General features: G+C 62.3%; 18 protein-coding genes and 1 pseudogene. 9 read left to right on the top strand and 10 right to left on the bottom strand.

The window, feature by feature from the left end:
- From AAFO92_RS21615 to AAFO92_RS21605, 3 genes and pseudogenes are all read left to right on the top strand, one after another.
- Nucleotides 1-162, top strand: a pseudogene (locus AAFO92_RS21615) (S-(hydroxymethyl)glutathione dehydrogenase); the annotation flags it as partial.
- Between the two features lie 136 nt (nt 163-298).
- Entirely contained in the window at nt 299-1,171 is an 873-nt protein-coding gene (gene yghU / locus AAFO92_RS21610; protein ID WP_347538845.1) for a glutathione-dependent disulfide-bond oxidoreductase, read from the top strand.
- Nucleotides 1,172-1,243: 72 nt separating this feature from the next.
- Nucleotides 1,244-1,954 (top strand): NYN domain-containing protein, encoded by a 711-nt coding sequence (locus AAFO92_RS21605; RefSeq protein ID WP_347538843.1) that lies wholly within the window; start codon nt 1,244-1,246, stop codon nt 1,952-1,954.
- A gap of 6 nt (nt 1,955-1,960) precedes the next feature.
- Here AAFO92_RS21605 and AAFO92_RS21600 read toward each other — a convergent pair whose 3' ends face one another.
- Both AAFO92_RS21600 and AAFO92_RS21595 read right to left on the bottom strand, forming a co-directional pair.
- Complete coding sequence (locus tag AAFO92_RS21600) at nt 1,961-2,263, bottom strand: AzlD domain-containing protein (RefSeq protein WP_347538841.1); 303 nt, start codon at nt 2,261-2,263, stop codon at nt 1,961-1,963.
- The gene (locus tag AAFO92_RS21595; RefSeq protein WP_347538839.1) at nt 2,260-2,943 is read right to left on the bottom strand and encodes an AzlC family ABC transporter permease; all 684 of its coding nucleotides are present in this window, start codon (nt 2,941-2,943) and stop codon (nt 2,260-2,262) included. Before AAFO92_RS21595 ends, AAFO92_RS21600 begins: the two co-directional genes overlap by 4 nt.
- 89 nt (nt 2,944-3,032) lie before the next feature.
- Here AAFO92_RS21595 and AAFO92_RS21590 point away from each other — a divergent pair, with 89 nt between their 5' ends.
- A complete protein-coding gene (locus AAFO92_RS21590) occupies nt 3,033-3,506 on the top strand; it encodes an Lrp/AsnC family transcriptional regulator (RefSeq protein ID WP_347538837.1) in 474 nt (157 codons plus the stop codon).
- A gap of 7 nt (nt 3,507-3,513) precedes the next feature.
- Here the strand turns inward: AAFO92_RS21590 and AAFO92_RS21585 are convergent, their stop codons facing one another.
- Nucleotides 3,514-3,921 carry a VOC family protein gene (locus AAFO92_RS21585; RefSeq protein WP_347538835.1) on the bottom strand — a complete coding sequence of 136 codons (408 nt, stop codon included), beginning with the start codon at nt 3,919-3,921 and terminating at the stop codon, nt 3,514-3,516.
- A gap of 142 nt (nt 3,922-4,063) precedes the next feature.
- On the opposite strand from AAFO92_RS21585, the gene AAFO92_RS21580 reads away from it, so the two are divergent.
- Nucleotides 4,064-5,197, top strand: a complete 1,134-nt coding sequence (locus tag AAFO92_RS21580) for a M48 family metallopeptidase (protein WP_347538833.1) — start codon at nt 4,064-4,066, stop codon at nt 5,195-5,197.
- 41 nt (nt 5,198-5,238) lie between these two features.
- Here the strand turns inward: AAFO92_RS21580 and dapA are convergent, their stop codons facing one another.
- Nucleotides 5,239-6,114, bottom strand: coding sequence for a 4-hydroxy-tetrahydrodipicolinate synthase (gene dapA, locus AAFO92_RS21575; RefSeq protein WP_347538832.1), 876 nt, complete (start codon nt 6,112-6,114; stop codon nt 5,239-5,241).
- A 164-nt stretch (nt 6,115-6,278) separates the two neighbouring features.
- Between dapA and AAFO92_RS21570 the strand changes: the two genes are divergently transcribed.
- Nucleotides 6,279-8,255, top strand: coding sequence for a lytic transglycosylase domain-containing protein (locus AAFO92_RS21570; RefSeq protein ID WP_347538830.1), 1,977 nt, complete (start codon nt 6,279-6,281; stop codon nt 8,253-8,255).
- Nucleotides 8,256-8,440: 185 nt separating this feature from the next.
- Here the strand turns inward: AAFO92_RS21570 and AAFO92_RS21565 are convergent, their stop codons facing one another.
- Together AAFO92_RS21565 and mnmD are read right to left on the bottom strand one after the other, a co-directional pair.
- A complete protein-coding gene (locus AAFO92_RS21565; RefSeq protein ID WP_347538828.1) occupies nt 8,441-9,316 on the bottom strand; it encodes a DMT family transporter in 876 nt (291 codons plus the stop codon).
- Nucleotides 9,313-9,993, bottom strand: coding sequence for a tRNA (5-methylaminomethyl-2-thiouridine)(34)-methyltransferase MnmD (mnmD, locus tag AAFO92_RS21560; protein ID WP_347538826.1), 681 nt, complete (start codon nt 9,991-9,993; stop codon nt 9,313-9,315). The genes AAFO92_RS21565 and mnmD overlap by 4 nt, the downstream gene beginning before the upstream one ends.
- A gap of 62 nt (nt 9,994-10,055) precedes the next feature.
- Here mnmD and AAFO92_RS21555 point away from each other — a divergent pair, with 62 nt between their 5' ends.
- Nucleotides 10,056-11,087: an FAD-dependent oxidoreductase gene (locus tag AAFO92_RS21555; protein ID WP_347538855.1), complete on the top strand. Its 1,032-nt coding sequence runs from the start codon at nt 10,056-10,058 to the stop codon at nt 11,085-11,087.
- A 454-nt stretch (nt 11,088-11,541) separates the two neighbouring features.
- On the opposite strand, the gene AAFO92_RS21550 is transcribed toward AAFO92_RS21555, so the two are convergent.
- Together AAFO92_RS21550 and AAFO92_RS21545 are read right to left on the bottom strand one after the other, a co-directional pair.
- Nucleotides 11,542-12,336, bottom strand: coding sequence for a MaoC family dehydratase N-terminal domain-containing protein (locus AAFO92_RS21550; RefSeq protein WP_347538824.1), 795 nt, complete (start codon nt 12,334-12,336; stop codon nt 11,542-11,544).
- A 165-nt stretch (nt 12,337-12,501) separates the two neighbouring features.
- Nucleotides 12,502-13,041 (bottom strand): NADPH-dependent FMN reductase, encoded by a 540-nt coding sequence (locus AAFO92_RS21545; RefSeq protein ID WP_347538822.1) that lies wholly within the window; start codon nt 13,039-13,041, stop codon nt 12,502-12,504.
- A gap of 343 nt (nt 13,042-13,384) precedes the next feature.
- Here AAFO92_RS21545 and AAFO92_RS21540 point away from each other — a divergent pair, with 343 nt between their 5' ends.
- Nucleotides 13,385-13,819, top strand: a complete 435-nt coding sequence (locus AAFO92_RS21540; RefSeq protein ID WP_347538820.1) for a hypothetical protein — start codon at nt 13,385-13,387, stop codon at nt 13,817-13,819.
- A 105-nt stretch (nt 13,820-13,924) separates the two neighbouring features.
- Here AAFO92_RS21540 and AAFO92_RS21535 read toward each other — a convergent pair whose 3' ends face one another.
- Entirely contained in the window at nt 13,925-14,830 is a 906-nt protein-coding gene (locus AAFO92_RS21535) for a LysR family transcriptional regulator (protein WP_347538853.1), read from the bottom strand.
- 211 nt (nt 14,831-15,041) lie between these two features.
- On the opposite strand from AAFO92_RS21535, the gene AAFO92_RS21530 reads away from it, so the two are divergent.
- Complete coding sequence (locus AAFO92_RS21530; protein ID WP_347538818.1) at nt 15,042-15,482, top strand: DUF4399 domain-containing protein; 441 nt, start codon at nt 15,042-15,044, stop codon at nt 15,480-15,482.
- 7 nt (nt 15,483-15,489) lie between these two features.
- Here the strand turns inward: AAFO92_RS21530 and AAFO92_RS21525 are convergent, their stop codons facing one another.
- Nucleotides 15,490-17,517 (bottom strand): NADPH-dependent 2,4-dienoyl-CoA reductase, encoded by a 2,028-nt coding sequence (locus tag AAFO92_RS21525; RefSeq protein WP_347538816.1) that lies wholly within the window; start codon nt 17,515-17,517, stop codon nt 15,490-15,492.
- Nucleotides 17,518-17,606: the final 89 nt, after the last annotated feature.

The raw sequence follows: 17,606 nt of genomic DNA, 5'->3' as shown, positions 1-17,606 counted from the left end.
GCCCGGGGCCGGACGGACGTGCCGCAGATCGTCGACTGGTACATGGACGGCAAGATCGAGATCGACCCGATGATCACCCATCTCCTCAAGCTCGAGGAGATCAACAAGGGCTTCGAGATGATGCACAAGGGCGAATCCATCAGGAGCGTCGTGGTGTATTGATACCCACTGGCGGGTAAACCCCGTCCAATTGAACATTCTGGCAGGGCCGCACAGGGAATTGTGCGGCCCTGCACGTTGATGGGCGTGAAAAACCGATTACCTTTCAACCGGCTTGCAGGAGAAAAGGACATCCCCCATGAGCGATGACAGCTACACCCCACCCAAAGTATGGACCTGGGAAGAGGAGAACGGCGGCGAGTTCGCCTCGACCAACCGGCCTGTTGCGGGCGCGACCCACGACAAGGAACTGCCGGTGGGCAAGCATCCGTTCCAACTTTATTCACTGGCAACGCCCAACGGCGTGAAGGTGAACATCATGTTCGAGGAACTGCTGGCCGAGGGTCATGCCGCGGAATATGACGCCTGGCTGATCCGCATCGGCGACGGCGACCAGTTTGGCAGCGGCTTTACCGAGATCAACCCGAATTCCAAGATCCCGGCGCTGTTGGACCGCAGCGGTGGTGCGCCGGTGCGCGTATTCGAAAGCGGGTCGATCCTGATGCATCTGGCCGAGAAATTCGGGGCGTTCCTGCCAAAATCCGGCCCGGAACGGACCGAAGTGATCAACTGGCTGATGTGGCAGATGGGCAGCGCGCCCTATCTGGGCGGCGGGTTTGGGCATTTCTATGTCTACGCACCGGAGCACTGGAAATACCCGATCGACCGCTACACGATGGAGACCAAGCGCCAGCTTGACGTGCTGGACCGGCAATTGGCCGAACGGCCCTATATCGCGGGCAATGACTATTCCATCGCCGACATGGCGATCTGGCCCTGGTACGGCAACCTGCTACTGGGCCGGGCCTATGGTGAGGCGGCGACCTTTTTGGACGCCAAGTCCTACAAGCACGTGCTGGCCTGGGCGGAAAAGATCGACGCGCGCCCGGCCGTGCAGCGTGGCCGGATGGTGAACAAGACCAGCGGCGAACCGCATGAGCAATTGCACGAACGCCATGACGCCAGCGATTTCGCGACGAAAACGCAGGACAAGATCGGCGAACCGGCCTGACCCGCAGGTTCCCGACAAACCGGTTTTACATCAGCACCGGATCAGGCATGGTAGCCCCGAAAGGAAGCTGCCATGCCCGCTGATACCCCCCTGCTTGCCGTCATGATCGACGCCGACAACGTGCCCGCGAAATTCGCCGATGCGATCCTCAAGGAGGTCACCAGCTATGGCGAACCGGGCTTGCGCCGCGTCTATGGCGACTGGTCCAGCCAGCAGCTTTCGGGGTGGACCGCCACGGCGCAGAAGCTGGGGCTGGTGCAGCATCAGCAGACGGCCAACACAAAGGGCAAGAATGCGTCGGATATCGGTCTGGTGATCGACGCGATGGATATCCTGCACGCGGGCCATTTCGACGGTTTCGTGCTGGTGTCATCCGACAGCGATTTCACCCGGCTGGCCAGCCGCATCCGTGAACAGGGGCTGACCGTGATCGGTATTGGCGAGGCCAAGGCGCCGGACGCGCTCAAGAACGCCTGCAACCGCTTTGTCGCGATCGAGAATATCTACGAGGAACCCGGCCCGGCCAGTTCCAAGGCAAAGCCGCTGAACGATCGCAAGCTCAACGACGTGCGGCGGTGGATCTTTGACGCGATGGAAAAGATCAACCAGGATGACGAGTGGTACCCGTTGGGCCGGATCGGTCAGCAGATCCAGGCGGATCGACCCGACTTCGACACGCGCAGCTACGGCAAGAAAAAGCTGAGCGATCTGGTCAAGGTACTGAAGGTTTTCGAGACCAAGACCGGCCCGGGAAACCAGCTGCTGGTGCGGCGGGTTGATTAGGCCCTGTCAGTAAACCGACAATTGCTGACCAAGGATGATGGCGGCCAGGCCGATCACCATCGTCACCACCACGTTATTGGTCAGGATCGCCACACCCAGCGCCACCAGGGCAGCGGCCCAGGTGACCGCCGGCTCACCCGCCAGCGATGCGGCGACCAGCCCCACCACCAGGCATCCGGGCAGATCGTCGAGGAACGGTTTCAGCCTGGGATTGGCCGAAATGGCCCGTCCACCGACCAGCCCCGCCAGACGCACGCCGTAGGCGGCAATGGCGAGCAACACGATCAGAAGCCATTGCGCGCTTGTCATGCGATGTCCTGCCGCCGGCGACTGCGGTCGAGAGTGGCGATGGCAACGCCAGCCAGACTGCCCAGAACAATGGCAAAGGCTGGCCCCATTCCCGCCCGCACCAATGCTAGCGTGGCCGCAAACGTGATCGCCCATGGCAGGATGACCTGCCGGCCGCGCCACATGGCCCGCGCCATGGCGATGAAAGCGGCTGTAAACGCAAAGCCCAGACCGTAGCCTTCCAGATCGGGGATCGCGCCACCGATCAGCGCCCCGGCCGTGGTCGAGATCACCCATACCGAAATCATTGTCAGCCCGGACCCGATCAAGAACGCGGCGCCGATGTCAGGATCCCGAGCACGGCGCGCCATGGTCAGGGCCCAATTTTCATCGCCGGTAATATGTATCGCCAGCAGCCGCAGGCGCATCGGCACATCCCGCAACACCTCGCTCAGCGAGGCGATGATCCCCAGGTAACGCAAATTCAGCGCCGCCCCGGCCAGGACCGCGCCCAGCACGAAGCCGTGGCTGCCGAATTGCTCAACCGCGACGATCTGGCTTGACCCGGCATGGACAAGCCCGCTCATCAGCGCGACACCCCACCACGGAAACCCGATCTGTGCGGCCAGAACGCCAAAGGCAAAACCGTATAGCGCGGCCCCGGCCGCCAGCGGGAGAATGGACAGAAAACCCTGTTTCATGGCGCAACCATAGAAAAACGATATGATCCCTATGTGTCAGAAATCGTCTATTTAGTGATCGAAAGAGATCAATATTCTGGAGAACTAGCATGAAGGATGCAGAGATAGACGCGGTTGACCGAAAAATCCTGTCAGCACTTCAGCAAGATTCGCGTCGCCCGATCGCCGAGCTTGCGCACCTTGCCGGGGCATCGACCGCTTCGGTGCAGCGGCGATTGCGCCGCTTGCGCGACAGCGGCGTGATCCTCGGTGAGGCCGCGCAGCTTGATCCGGCCCGGCTGGGATTCGGGATCACGGCGGTTGTGTCGGTTGACCTGGAGCGCGACCGGCTGGACCAGATCGACGCGTTCAAGCGCAAGGCACGTGCCGAACCCTATGTGCAGCATTTTTACTGCGTCGCAGGCGAGGCCGATTTCATCATCGTCGTCGTGGCCCGCGACATGGCCGATTACGAGCAGTTTACCCACCGGTTTTTCTTTGCCGACGCGAATGTTCGCAAATTCACGACCTCCATCGCCATCACGCGGGAAAAGTCGACGCTGGCACTGCCGCTTGATGCCTAGGCGGGCTCTATTCCTGCGCCTCGTGCACCTCGATTACGTTGCCGTCGGGATCGTAGAAAAAGATCTGGTGCCAGCTGGTGACGGCCGCGTTGCCCCAATCGGAATAGGGGATGCCACGCGAGTCCAGATGCGCTTTGAAAGCCGCAAGATCATCGGTGCGGTAAGCGATGTGTCCACGCGCAACCGGATTGACGATCTGCCCGGTGTTGAACCCGGCCATCACGTCCCTGCGCGCCAGATGCACTTGAATATCCCCGTCCGAGACAAAGGCCACATCGCCGGCATATCCTTGCTTCTTCTCCAGCTTGGGCAGATCGCTCACGGGCACCTTCAGCCCCATCACATCGCGATAAAACGCATCCATCCGCGCCACATTTTCAGTACTGAGATTGATGTGATGCAGCCAGAGTTTCATCGCAGGCATCGTGAAAGCAGACCAGGTTTCTGTCAACCGCGGGTGGGCAATATGTTCGGCCAGCGATCTACGCACTATGCGTTGCACGGCACATCACACAACGCTAGCGTGTACTTGAATACGTATCCAAAGGTGCCGCCTGATGAGTATGAGTTTTACCGAAAGATGGCAGGCGCGCTACGCCGACCGGCTGCTTGGACAAGCAGAACGCGAAATTTCTGACCCGCGCCCAAAAATGACGTTCAGGCTCTTTATTGCATGGGTGCTTTCGGTGCTGGTCCTGCTGTCACCCCTCGTCGTGATGTGTGCGGGCGTGGCGTTGATCGCCATCAATTTCCCCAACATCTTTTCCATCATCATCGGTCTGATCCTGATCGGGTTCGGCTACATTCTCATGCCTCCTAGCATCCGCAACCACGACAAAACCTATCGGCGCCAAGACTTGCCTTCTCTCTTCGACCTGCTGGATGAGATCGCCGCCAGGCTAGGAACGACCCCTCCCGATGGCCTTCATATCGATGATGAATTCAATGCCTATATGGCCCAGTTTCGCCAAGCCCGGTCACGCGAACAGGACTGGATAATCGGGATAGGCCTGCCGCTCTGGGCGGGGTTGTCACCGGCGGAACGCGTTGCGCTTCTGGCGCATGAAATGGCGCACAAGGTCAATGACGATCCCATGCGCAGCGGGATGTTCTTTCGCGCAAAATCCGTCCTGAACAATTGGCATGAAACGTTCGCGTTGGAAGATGGATATTATGACGGCGGGTTCACCCAGGTTGCGGGGACGGCTGTCACGGGCGCCTTTTTACGCCTTCTGTCCTGGTTTTCCTTCTTCGAATCCCAGCGTGCCGAATATCGTGCGGACGCCCAGGCATCGCGTGTTGCCGGGAAAGCGGCTGCGATCAAGTTGTTGGAGGCGATCACCCGGGCGGATCTCGCCCGTCGTGCGATTGTCGACCTATACCCCTACAAAACCAACCAGAATGGCCGCATCTTCGATTGCATGGGCGCGGCTGTCGCAGAGGCCGATACTGCCACTGTTCAACGTTATCTGGCCGAGGCCGCCAAGGCCAGGCGTTGCGTCGATGGTAGCCACCCGCCAACAAGCCTGCGCATCGCGTTTCTGGATACGCTACCTGATACTAATCAAACCGATGCCCTGAATGTAACAAACGTGAATTTCGCCGCGATCGACGCTGAGTTGCAGCCAATCAAAGATGCGTTGGGCAAAGAGTTGATGGAAGAACTCTATCATGCCGAGGTCAATCGCTGATGTCCGGCGGGCGGCAGACTGCTACCGCACCGCCAAAAAGGTCAGTTCATCAGCCCGGCGTGGCGCATACCATTATCGATCAACACCTTGGTGCCGTCGGTCAGCCCGGTCAACGGCGAGCGGACCTCGTCGCTGCAGAGGCCCAGCTGCGACATCGCGTATTTCGCGCCCACCAGCCCCGGCTCGGTGAAGATCGCCTTGTGCAGCGGCATCAGGCGGTCCTGCAGCTCGATCGCGGCGGTGTAGTCACCCGCCAGCGTCGCCTCCTGCATCTGTGACAGCATCTTGGGCGCGACATTCGCCGTGACCGAGATACAGCCGACCCCGCCCTGGGCGTTGAAGCCATGCGCGGTGGCGTCCTCGCCCGATAGCTGGATGAAATCCTTGCCGCAGGTCATGCGCTGGTAGCTGACGCGCGCCAGATCGCCGGTGGCATCCTTGACCCCGATGATGCGGGGCAGTTTGGCCAGTTCGCCCATCGTTTCCGGTGTCATGTCCACGACCGACCGGCCGGGAATGTTGTAGATGATGATCGGCAGCTCACAGCATTCATGCAGCGCGGTGAAATGCGCAATCAACCCGGCCTGGGTGGGCTTGTTGTAATAGGGCGTCACCACCAAAGCCGCGGCGGCGCCGACCTTTTCCGCGTGCTGCATGAACCGGACCGATTCGGTCGTGTTGTTGCTGCCAGCACCGGCAATCACGGGGATTCGCCCCGCCGCGGCCTTCACCACCTCTTCAACAACTGTTTCATGTTCGTCATGACTCAGCGTCGGGCTTTCGCCGGTGGTGCCTACGGGTACCAGGCCGTGCGATCCCTCGGAAATATGCCATTCTACCAGGTGTTTGAGCGTATCAATGTCCAGCTCGCCGTTTTTGAACGGCGTCACCAGTGCAGGAAAAGATCCCTTAAACATGCCACGCTCCTTCCACATTTGTGTTTTAGCCCTAACGGGCCGGTCATAAACGCGCGCCAGACTAGCGGGATGACGCCCAAGTGCCAAGTTTGTGCATGGACGGGTGTGCCGCGCGTGCTTAGGTTGGCGCTGTCTATCCTTCGCTGAGCGAGGAAATGCAAGAGATGTCGCGATTGGTGACGCAAATAATGGTTCTGCTCTGCCTGTCCCTGCCGGGATGGGCGGCGGAACCCGGGCCCCGCGCCCCGCGCCCGCTGGAAAGCGCATTTCACGCCATCCAGGCCGACCGCTGGGACGTTGCCGCCAATCTGGCTGCACGTGACGGCCCGGCCGCGGCCGACCTGATCGAATGGTATCGGCTGCGCTCGGGGCGCGGTGACGCGCAGGCGATTCAGGCGTTTCTGGATCGCAATCCCGATTGGCCCGCGCTGGACTATCTGCGCCGCCGGAACGAATTACGGATGATCGTCGCCGACCACGACGCCATCCTGAAATTCTACGCGGCGCATGCGCCCCAGACCGGCATCGGCGCGCTGACCTATGCCGGTGTGCTGATGGCCAACGGCCGCCAGGAAGAAGCGGAAGCCACGATTGTGACCGCCTGGCGGACGATGGACCTGACCACCGAGGAGCACAACGCCTTCATGGAGGCCTATGAAGGGATCCTGAAGCCGCACCACGTGGCGCGGATGCACATGGCCGCATGGCGGGGGCTGAAAGATGTCAAGCTGATGAAGCCGCTGGTCTCGGCCGATCTGCGCAAACGGATCGAGACGCGGCAGACCATCGAAAACGGCCGCAAGGCGCTGGACAAGTGGATCGCCGCCCTGCCGGCAAAACTGCGTCGCGATGCGCATGTCGCCTATGCGGAATTCAATCACCTGATGAGCAAGCGCAAGACCGACAGCGCGATCAAGCTAATGCTGCGCCAGAGCCGGATCGACGGCGGGCTTGGCGACCCGCACCGCTGGTCCAACAACCGCCGGTCGCTGGCGCGGGCCCAGATGCGCGCGGGCAATCACCAGATGGCCTATGATCTGGCGTCGGTCCACCAACTGTCCGGCGGGTCCAGATACGCGGATCTGGAATGGCTGTCGGGCTATCTCGCGCTGCGGTTCCTGAACCAGCCAGAGCTGGCGCTGGATCATTTTCAAAGGCTTCGTGCTGCCGTGGTGACACCCATTTCCCTTGGCCGCGCCGGTTACTGGATCGGGCGCGCCCAGGAGGCCCTGAACGACCCCGAGGCGGCGCAGATCGCCTATGCGGAAGGCGCCCAGCATCCGACCAGTTTCTACGGGATACTGGCGGCGGAACGGGCCAACATCCCGCTGGATCCGATGTTGGACGGAAAGGAATTCTTCGCCCCCTGGCGCGAGGCAGGGTTCACCAGCTCATCGGTCTTTCAGGCCGGGGTTCTGGCCATCGCCACCGGACGGATTACACTGGCGGAACAGTTCTTCGTGCATCTGTCCCAAAGCCTGGACCGCGAGGAACTGGGCCAACTGGCCCACGCGCTGGATGATCTGGGGCAACCGCATCTGCAGGTGATGGTCGGCAAGGCCGCCGCGCGGCGCGCCATTGTACTGCCGTCCGCCTATTACGCGCTGCACCCGCTGGCGCAGGAAAACCTGCCCGTGCCGGCGGAGTTGTCTCTGACCATCGCGCGGCGCGAAAGCGAATTTGACCTTGGCGTCGTCAGCGGCGCCGGGGCGCAGGGGCTGATGCAGCTGATGCCCGGCACGGCCAAGGAGGTCGCCGGCGATCTGGGCCTGGCCCACAGCCGCACCCGGGTGCTGGAAGACTGGCGCTATAACGTGGCCCTTGGTTCGACCTACCTGGCGCAACTGGCCGATTGGCTGGATGGCAACCTGGTGCTGATGTCGGTGGGGTACAACGCGGGACCGGGCCGCGCCCGGCAATGGATCGAGGCGATGGGCGACCCGCGCACGAGCGATGTCGACATCATCGACTGGATCGAGCACATCCCGTTCCGCGAGACACGGAACTATGTGATGCGGGTCACCGAAAGTATGCCGGTCTACCGCGCCCGCCTGGGCAAGGACCCGCTGCCCATCCCGTTCAGCGAAGAGTTGAAGGGAAAGACCATCCGCCCCGACCGGCGCACCATCGTCAGCGATTAAGACCTGGCGGCACCAGTTTTCGCTGTCGCATCTGGCCGGATCGAGCGCATGGCGGTCAGTCAACGACAGCCGCGCGATGACCAGGCCACACCGCGGCCTGCGGTCATGGCTCCGCACAGCGCTCTCCGGCCGAAGGCCGGTGTCGTCCGCATGGCACGCATCAACGGATATCCGTCCGCAAGGTTCTACGCCCGGCGATCCAGATTGTGCTGGCGCCAGAGCGTGAAAAGGCCCGCCGACACGATCAGCGCCACGCCCAGTGCCACGTTCAGCCGTATGGTCTCGCCAAAGATGGTGATCCCGATGATGCTGGCAAAGCCAAGCTGCAGGTAGGCAAAGGGTTGCACCGCGCTTGCCTCGGCCACCTCGTAGCACTTGATAAGCGTGAAATGGCCCAGCACGCCGGTGAAACACAACGCAATCATCCAGCCCCAGTCGGGGCCGGTCATCGGTTCCCAGAACCAGATGCCAACCGCGGTCATCGCCACGGCAGCCACGGTGCCGGTCCAGAAAAAGCTGGTCTGGGCGTCGTCCTCGCGTGCCACATAGCGGGTCAGCAGCCCGTAGAGCGCGAACATCAGCGCGGCGGTCAGCGGCACGATGGCCTCGGGCTTGAAGACGCCGAACCCGGGTTCGAGGATGATGATGACGCCAATGAAACCAACGCCAATCGCTGTCCAGCGCCGCCAGCCGACGCTTTCGCCAAGAACCGGCCCGGACAGGGCCGCGATCAAGAGCGGATAACAGGCAAAAACCGCGTGGCTTTCGACCAGGCCCAGCAACGTGAAGGCCAGCACCATGACGCAGATCTCGGCCACGAGCAGGACCGACCGGAACCCCTGAACCAGGGGCTGTTTGGTTGTCGCTGCGGCGCGCAAACCACCGGCCTTGCGCGACGAGATGGCGATTACGAAAGCAGCAAAGAACCAATAGCGGATCATGACCACCATCAGCACGTTGTATTCCGCCGCCAGATGGCGCGAAAGCCCGTCTTGTACCGCGAAGACGAAAGTGGTGGCGACCATCATCAGGATGCCAAGCCGCGCGTTCTGCTCTGTCATGATGTCCTCAGTCTGGCCACGGTCATGTGACGCTTGCGGCCATATCCCGGCTTGCGGGTAACGTCAAAGCCTGCTTGATCCAGTCCGCGCCGCACGAAGCCCGCCGCCGTGTAGGTTGCCGCGGTGCCGCCCGGCTGGGTGTGCCGGCCAACCTCAGCCATCAGCTCCGCGCCCCAAAGCTCTGGGTTCTTGGCAGGAGAAAACCCATCAAGATACCAGGCATCCGCCCTGCCCCGCCAGTTGGGCAGCGTTTCGCGCGCGTCGCCTTCGATCACGGTCAGGCTTATCCCGTCGGCAAAATTGTGCTGCCGTGCCCCTTTGGCCCAGACATCCAGCAAGGCGGCCGCCACCGGGGACAGTTCGGGAAAGGCGCCCAGGGATTTCGCCATATCTTCTTCCGACATCGGATAGGCCTCGAAGCTCGTATAGCAGAGCCGGCCCGGATAGCCGCCGCGACACCACGCCAGCACAGTGGTCAGGAAATTCAGGCCTGTGCCGAACCCCAGCTCGGCCACGTGGAACCCGTCGCGGAACCGCCCGGGCAACCCGTTGCCGTCCAGGAACACGTGGCGGGTTTCCTGCAACCCGTTTTCCAGGCTGAAATACGGGTCATCAAACCGGGTCGAGACCGGCACATCGCCGGTCTGCCAGTCTATCTCGGCCCGCTGGCCCTGCATGGCGGCATCCTTTAGGAAGGGTCTGAACGGGCCGAACATGCAGAGGAGAGCCGCAATTGGCAATGGCCGATGTCACGATCTTTGGCGCAGGCATTTTTGGCCTCTCGATCGCGTGGTGCTGCCAGTCGCGCGGCGCCCATGTGCGGGTGATCGACCCGGGCGGTGTAGGCGCAGGCGCCTCAGGCGGGGTGGTGGGCGCGCTGGCCCCGCACGTGCCCGAAAACTGGAACGCGAAGAAGGCGTTTCAACTGGACAGCCTGTTGATGGCCGAAGCTTTCTGGCGCGCTGTGCAAGAGGTTTCCGGGATTTCACCCGGTTATGCCCGGCTGGGACGCCTGCAACCGGTGCCCGACGCGGCGGCATTGTCTCTGGCCCGCGAAAGGGCGGAAGGCGCCGCGAAGCTCTGGCAGGGCAAGGCCGCGTGGCAGGTGGTCAGCGCGGCGGATCACGACTGGGCGCCCGTTACGCCGACCGGTTACCTGATTCACGACACGCTCAGCGCGCGGGTCCATCCCCGCCGGGCCTGTACCGCGCTGGCCGCGGCGATCACCGCGCGCGGGGGCGAGATACTGACCCAGGGCAGCGCCGAGGGCCAGGTGATTCACGCCACCGGTGTCGCCGGGCTGGACGAACTTGCCACATCGCTTGGCCGTGTCGTCGGCAATGGCGTCAAGGGACAGGGGGCGCTGCTGCATTTCGACGCCCGCGACCTGCCCCAGCTTTTTGCCGACACGGTGCATATCGTCCCGCATGAGGACGGCACCGTCGCGGTCGGGTCGACCAGTGAACGCGACTATGACGATCCCACCAGCACCGATGCCCAGCTGGACGAGGTGATCGAACGCGCGATGCGGGCGGTGCCGGTCCTGCACGGGGCGCGGGTCATCGAACGCTGGGCCGGTGTCCGGCCCCGCACCCGATCCCGCGCGCCGATGCTGGGCGCGCATCCGCAATACGAAGGTCAGTTCATCGCCAATGGCGGGTTCAAGATCGGGTTCGGCATGGCCCCCGGGATCGGGCAGGTGATGGCCGATCTGGTGCTGGAGGGCATCGACACAATCCCTTGTGATTTCCGGCCCGAGGCGTCTCTCTGATATACTCGGCTCATGCAACGACTGGTCCACCGTTTCCATCTGACCCTGCTCGCCGCCGTTTTCTGCACCGGCGTCGGGGCGGTCCATGCCGCCGACCCCTCCGCCCCCGCCCGCGACAATGCCCCGCGCATCTGGCGGGCACTGGCCGGCGACCGGATGGAACTGGACGGCCGGGTGCTCCACCTGCGCGGTGTGACCTGCCCCGCGCCCGAGACCGATACCGGGCGGCGGGCCAAGGCATTGCTGAACACCTATCTGCTGGGCAGCAGGAATTCCCGGGACATATCCTGCACGCTTTTTGGCAAGGGTGGCGCGGATTGCGTCCGCAAGGGCCGCCGCGCGTCCACCGTCCTGATCGACAGCGGGCTGTGCCAGCGCACCAGCGCCGATGAGCAAATAGCCGAGGCAGGTGAAACGCTGCGCCTCAGCCGCTATTCAGCAGGTGTGCCGCCGGTCAGCTACTGGCGGTTGCGATCATGTGTTGGCGTCCGTCCTGACCGCGTACCCACCCATTGCCGCCTTGCCAGCAGAACGTGGCCTCTTCGCTATGCAGAAGCGGCGCGGTGGCTCGGAACGAGAAGCGTTTCACGCTGCCCAACCGGCGTTCGGCCAGCAGGATCAGCCTTTGGGCCAAGAGCGGCCCATGCACCACCAAACCGTTATAGCCTTCGACCGTTCTTGCATACTCGATGTCGTAGTGGATCCGGTGGCCATTGAAGGTCAGGGCCGAGTAGCGAAAGAGCGTCGTGCTGTCGAACCGCGCATTCTCGGCCACGTCTTCGTCGGTCCGGGCCCGGGGCGGGTCAGGCACCGGGGCGGCCGGGTCTGGATCTTCGCGATAGAGCAGATCCTGCCAATCTGTCACGCAGAGCTGCCCATCCTGCCAGATTTCATGGCGCAGCGTCACAAAGGCCAGCGGCCCGGTGCGCCCCTGTTTTCGCGTGGCTTGCTCCACGGAACTAAGGCGTTGCGCCGTGCGCCCCGCGCGCAGCGGCGCATGAAATTCCAGCCGGCCGCCCGCCCACATGCGGCGCGGCAGGCCCATGTCGGGAATGATCCCGCCCCGTTTCGGATGCCCGTCACGGCCCAGCATCCCCGGCGGTTGCGGATCCCAGAAATACAGCTGATGGAAAAACGGCGGCAGCGGATCTTCTGCGCGGATGGTGATTTCGTCCCCCAGGATCGCCTGCATGGCACGGGCGCGGGCCGGGTCCATCACATCGTCAAGGGTTTGCGTCCGCTGGTTCATGAGCGCAGGTTAGGCGCAGCAAAACAGAGGGACAATGCCGAAATGACACTCCGCCACGCCGCGGCGGATCACCCTGCCCCAAGGGGCACCGGGCCGGGCAAACGGTTGGCACACCCGCGTTCCCGATGGCAACCTGGCCGCGGTCGCAACCAGCGCCAACTGGCGTCAGGTCACTTCGGCGCGCAGGGCCTGCATCCGCGTTGTCAGCGTCTTGCGGTAGAGATCGTTGTTCAACACGCCGTTTTCGTCGAATTCATTCATCGCACCCGCCACCAGGACCGCGGGCCCCGGCAACAATCGTACCTGCAATTGCGTCAGGCAGCTCAGCACCATGAACTGCGCCGTTTCACCCCCGGTCCGGCCCGCCGCCGCCGAGACAACCACGGTGGGCTTGTCCTTTAGCACGGCGCCTTTGACCCGGCTGACCCAGTCCAGCGCATTCTTCAGCACGCCGGGAATACCCTTGTTGTATTCCGGCGATGAGATCACGATTGCATCCGTGGCCTTGATCTGATCCGCCAGTTTCTGAACGGGTTCGGGGATGCCGTGTGCCTCTTCCAGATCGCCATCATAGAGCGGCAGGTTCAGATCGGCGACGGTTACGTCGGCCTCACCAAAGACCTTCACCGCCTCTTTGAGAAGCATCCGGTTGTAAGAGCCTTGGCGTAGCGACCCTGAGATTGTCAGAAGTTTGGGGGTGGACATGGTGGCTGATCTTTCCTGGTCTTTTTCCGTTTCCGGTAATCTGCGGTTCTTCGCACCGTGTTACAATACGCAGCCATGCACATAAGCTATGCAATGTCGCCCCTCTGTGCCCGACCTGCCATATGCCCCGCGCGCTGATGCCCCGTCAACCCGGGCATGTCAGGTGCAACGATGCCCTTGTCGGAATCGCGATCCCCCACTGAAAGACACCCCATACACACGCATAGGTAGAAAACCCGACGCAATCATGTTTGTATCCCGGGCCGACAGTATCGGGCCATCCACGGCAAAGCGGACCGCCCGTCCGACCACCAAGATGAAGCGAACGCACCGGGACATTTGAATGCGCACTGATTTTTTCGAGAAATTTGCCGCTGAATTCAGCAGGAGACGTCTGGATCTGGCCGCCCGGCGGTTCAATTATCCATCCGCGTTCTATCTGGGCGGCGCCACGAAGGTCTATCGTACACAGGCAGAACTGGGCGCGGCGCTGGATGCCTACCACGCGCGCCTCAACCTCTTTGACTATTCACGGACACGGGCCAAGGTTGTCTGCATGACCCCGAAACGGGGCGACAAGCAGATCGTTTGGGTCGACTGGTGTCATTTCGACGGCTCCGGCGATGAAATCGAACGAACGACCGTGAAATATTTTTGCAAGAACGCCCACGAAGGCAGCTTCAAGATTCAGCTTGCCGAATATATCGACCCGCCATGCATCCCCGTGTCGGATGATGCGGATCCCGAGCATTCCCACACCACTCTCCTGTTGCACTGACCAGCCGTTATCGCCGGGATGTGCAACCTGCCCACAGCCGACAAGAACCCCGGATGATCGGGGCATCCGGGGTCAGTTGGCCTTGAACAGGCTGAGGGGGGAACACTACCAGTCGGTCGGACCTTTCTCGGCGAAGGCGTGGACCAGGAAATCGATAAATGCGCGAACCTTGGGCTGGGTAAACCGGCCCGGGGGGTAAACCGCATATATGCCCTGGGTTTCAACCGGCAGGTCGGGAATAACATCCTCGACCAGCCCGTCTTCCAGAGCTTTGGCGTAGAGGAAGCTGGGAAGGTAGGCGATGCCCAGCCCCGAAATGGCCGCGTTAAGCAGGGATTGCCCGTCATTGACAGACAATCCCCCGGCCGTGCGCACCTGGCGCTTTTCTCCCGACGGTGCGGTCAGTTTCCAGACCGAACCATTGGCCTGGCTGGAATAATGCAAAAGCTTGTGATCATTCAGATCATCGATCTTCATCGGCCGGCCATATTTCTGGATATAGGACGGGCTTGCGATCATCCGCTTGGTTGTCTCGGTCAGCTTGCGGGCGCGCAGGGTGCTGTCTTCCAGCTCGCCAATGCGGATCGCCATGTCAAACCCTTCGGATATCAGTTCGACATAGCGGTTATTGAGCACCATGTTGACCGTAATATCCGGGAATTCATCGAGGAATTTGCCAAGTACTGGGCTGAGGTGATTGACGCCGAAATCGGTCGCCACCGAAATGCGCAAGAGGCCCGAAGGGTCCGACTGCATGGAGCTGACCAGCGCATCCGCTTCGCCCGCATCGTTCAGGACACGCAGCGCGCGATCATAATAGGCAAGGCCAATCTCGGTCGGGCTCACCCGGCGGGTTGTACGGTTCAGCAGACGCGCGCCCAGACGTGCCTCAAGCGAGGATACATGCTTGGATACGGCGGATTTGGAAATCCCCATCTTCCGGGCGGCATCCGTAAAGCCGCCCTGGTCCACTACCGTGGCAAAGGCCTCCATTTCCGTCAGGCGATCCATACTCATACCTCGTCATTCAAAGTCACCGAACTTTATCTGGTACAAATCGGGCACAACTGGGGCGGACCACGGACAATATCTTGGTTTTGTCGCGGATCGAACATGGCACCGAAACAGTGCAACAACGGTTTCCCGCAACCAGTGCACCCACGGATTTTGACAATTTACTTGCCCTGCTTATCCTCGGGATTCTGTTGCGGGGAGGAAAATCATGAATTTCAAGAAATCGTTAATCGCATTTGCAGTTCTTGCCGCCGGGATTGCGCAGGCCGGGGAAACCCCGGCGCCCGCGGGTGCCGAGGTCTATTTCGTCAATCTGAAAGATGGCGCGACGGTGACGTCGCCGGTCACGGTGATATTCGGTCTCAAGGGCATGGGCGTCGCGCCGGCCGGGACCGAAAAGGAAAATACCGGCCATCACCATATCCTGATCGACCGCCCACCGCTTGGCGAGGGCGAGGGCGGCGCGGAAGAGCTGGAATATGGCCTGCCAGCGGATGAAAACCACCGGCATTTCGGCGGCGGCCAGACCGAAGTTTCGCTGGAACTGCCCGCCGGGATCCATACGCTGCAGCTTGTGCTGGGCGACCAGAATCACGTACCGCATGATCCCCCGATCGTCTCCGGGGTGATCACCATCACTGTCGAATAGACCCGCGCTAAAGCGTGGCGGCCAGGCGCGTTCCCTGGTTGATGGCGCGCTTGGCGTCCAGCTCTGCCGCTACATCGGCGCCCCCGATCACGTGGCAGTTGACGCCTGCTGTCTCCAGCGCGTCCGCCAGCGAACGATCCGAGAGTTGGCCAGCGCACAACACAATTGTGTCGGCCTCGATCAATGTGGGGTTCTCGCGCGCCTCACCATGGCTGACATGGATGCCCTCGGCATCAATCCGCTCATAATTCACGCCGCCCATCATTTTGACATCTTTCATCCGTAACGCGGCGCGGTGAATCCACCCGGTGGTCTTGCCCAGACGCTTGCCGGGTGCCTCCGATTTGCGTTGCAACAGCGTGATCCGGCGTGCCGGCGGTTCCGGTTGCGGGCCCGCAGGGGCCAGCCCGCCGGGTGTCTCGCTGGGGTCGCCAATGCCCCACTCCTCGCGCCACAGGTCAAGGTCTTCGGTTGGGCTGTCACCCTCATGCACGAGGTATTCGGCCACGTCGAACCCGATCCCGCCCGCGCCGATGATCGCCACCCGGTCACCGACCGGCGCCTTGCCGCGCAGCACGTCGATATAAGACAGGACATTCGGCCCGTCCTGTCCCGGTATGCCGGGATCGCGCGGCACGACGCCGGTGGCGATGATCACCTCGTCGAAAGCGTCGAGATCGCCCGCCGCGATCTCGCGCCCCAGCTCAAGGGTAATCCCCAGATCCGCCACCATGGTGCGGAACCAGTCCACCAGACCGTGGAATTCTTCCTTGCCGGGGATCACCCGGGCCATGTTCAGTTGTCCGCCGATCTCCTCTGCCCGGTCAAACAGCGTGACCTTGTGGCCCCGTTCCGCCGCCGTCATCGCCGCCGACAGGCCCGCCGGACCGGCCCCCACCACGCCGATGGATTTCTGCCGTTCCGTCGGCGTTATCATCAGTTCGGTTTCGAAACACGCCCGGGGATTTACCAGGCAAGTACTGATCTTGCCGCTGAACGTGTGATCCAGGCAGGCCTGGTTGCAGGCGATACAGGGGGCGATGGTTTCGGCCTTTCCGGCCGCCGCCTTCGCCACGAAATCCGCGTCCGCCAGGAACGGCCGCGCCATCGAGACCATATCCGCCGCGCCCGAACTCAGCACATCTTCCGCCACTTCCGGCGTGTTGATCCGGTTCGAGGTGATCACCGGGATGCCCACCTCGCCCATCAGCTTTTTCGTCACCCAGGTAAAGGCCGCACGGGGAACCGATGTGGCAATCGTCGGGATGCGCGCCTCGTGCCAGCCGATGCCGGTATTGATGATGCTGGCCCCGGCCTTTTCGATTTCCTGGGCAAGCAGGATAACCTCTTCAAAGGTCGAGCCGTCCGGGACAAGGTCGATCATGCTGAGCCGGTAGATGATGATGAAATCCTCCCCGACCGCCTCGCGCGTGCGCCGCACGATCTCGATCGGCAGGCGCATTCTGTTCTCATAAGAGCCGCCCCAGCGGTCCTCGCGCTTGTTGGTATGGCGCACCAGGAACTGGTTGATGAAATACCCTTCGGACCCCATGATCTCGACCCCGTCATACCCCGCTTCCCGCGCGCGGCTGGCCGAGGTCACGATATCCGCGATCTGCTTTTCGATCCCGGCTTCGTCCAGTTCTTTCGGCGGGAAAGGCGAGATCGGCGATTTGATGCCCGACGCACTGACACATTCCGGCCCATAGGCGTAGCGGCCCGCGTGCAGGATCTGCATGGCGATGCGCCCGCCAGCCTCGTGAACGCGGTCGGTCACGACCCGGTGGTTGGCGATGTCCTCGGCGGTAAACAGCCCCGCTGCGCCGGGAAACACCCCGCCTTCTCGATTTGGCGCCATGCCGCCCGTCACCATCAGGCCGACACCGCCGCGGGCGCGCGCCGCATAGAACTCCGCCACCCGGTTCCAGTCCTTCGTTTCTTCCAGGCCGGTGTGCATCGACCCCATCAGCACGCGGTTGGGAAGGGTCACGTGCCCCAGGTCAAGCGGGGCCAGCAGGTTCGGGTAGTGGGTCATGACAAAGTCTCCGGGGCAAATGCCGGGACAAAATGGCGCGGCGCAAGCATCTTGTCACCCCGAAACGCTGCGTTACGGACACCCGTTCC

This window comes from Roseovarius sp. CAU 1744, assembly GCF_039839345.1.
In the GTDB taxonomy this organism is placed as follows: domain Bacteria; phylum Pseudomonadota; class Alphaproteobacteria; order Rhodobacterales; family Rhodobacteraceae; genus Roseovarius.
This window is presented reverse-complemented; position numbering and strand designations above follow the sequence as displayed.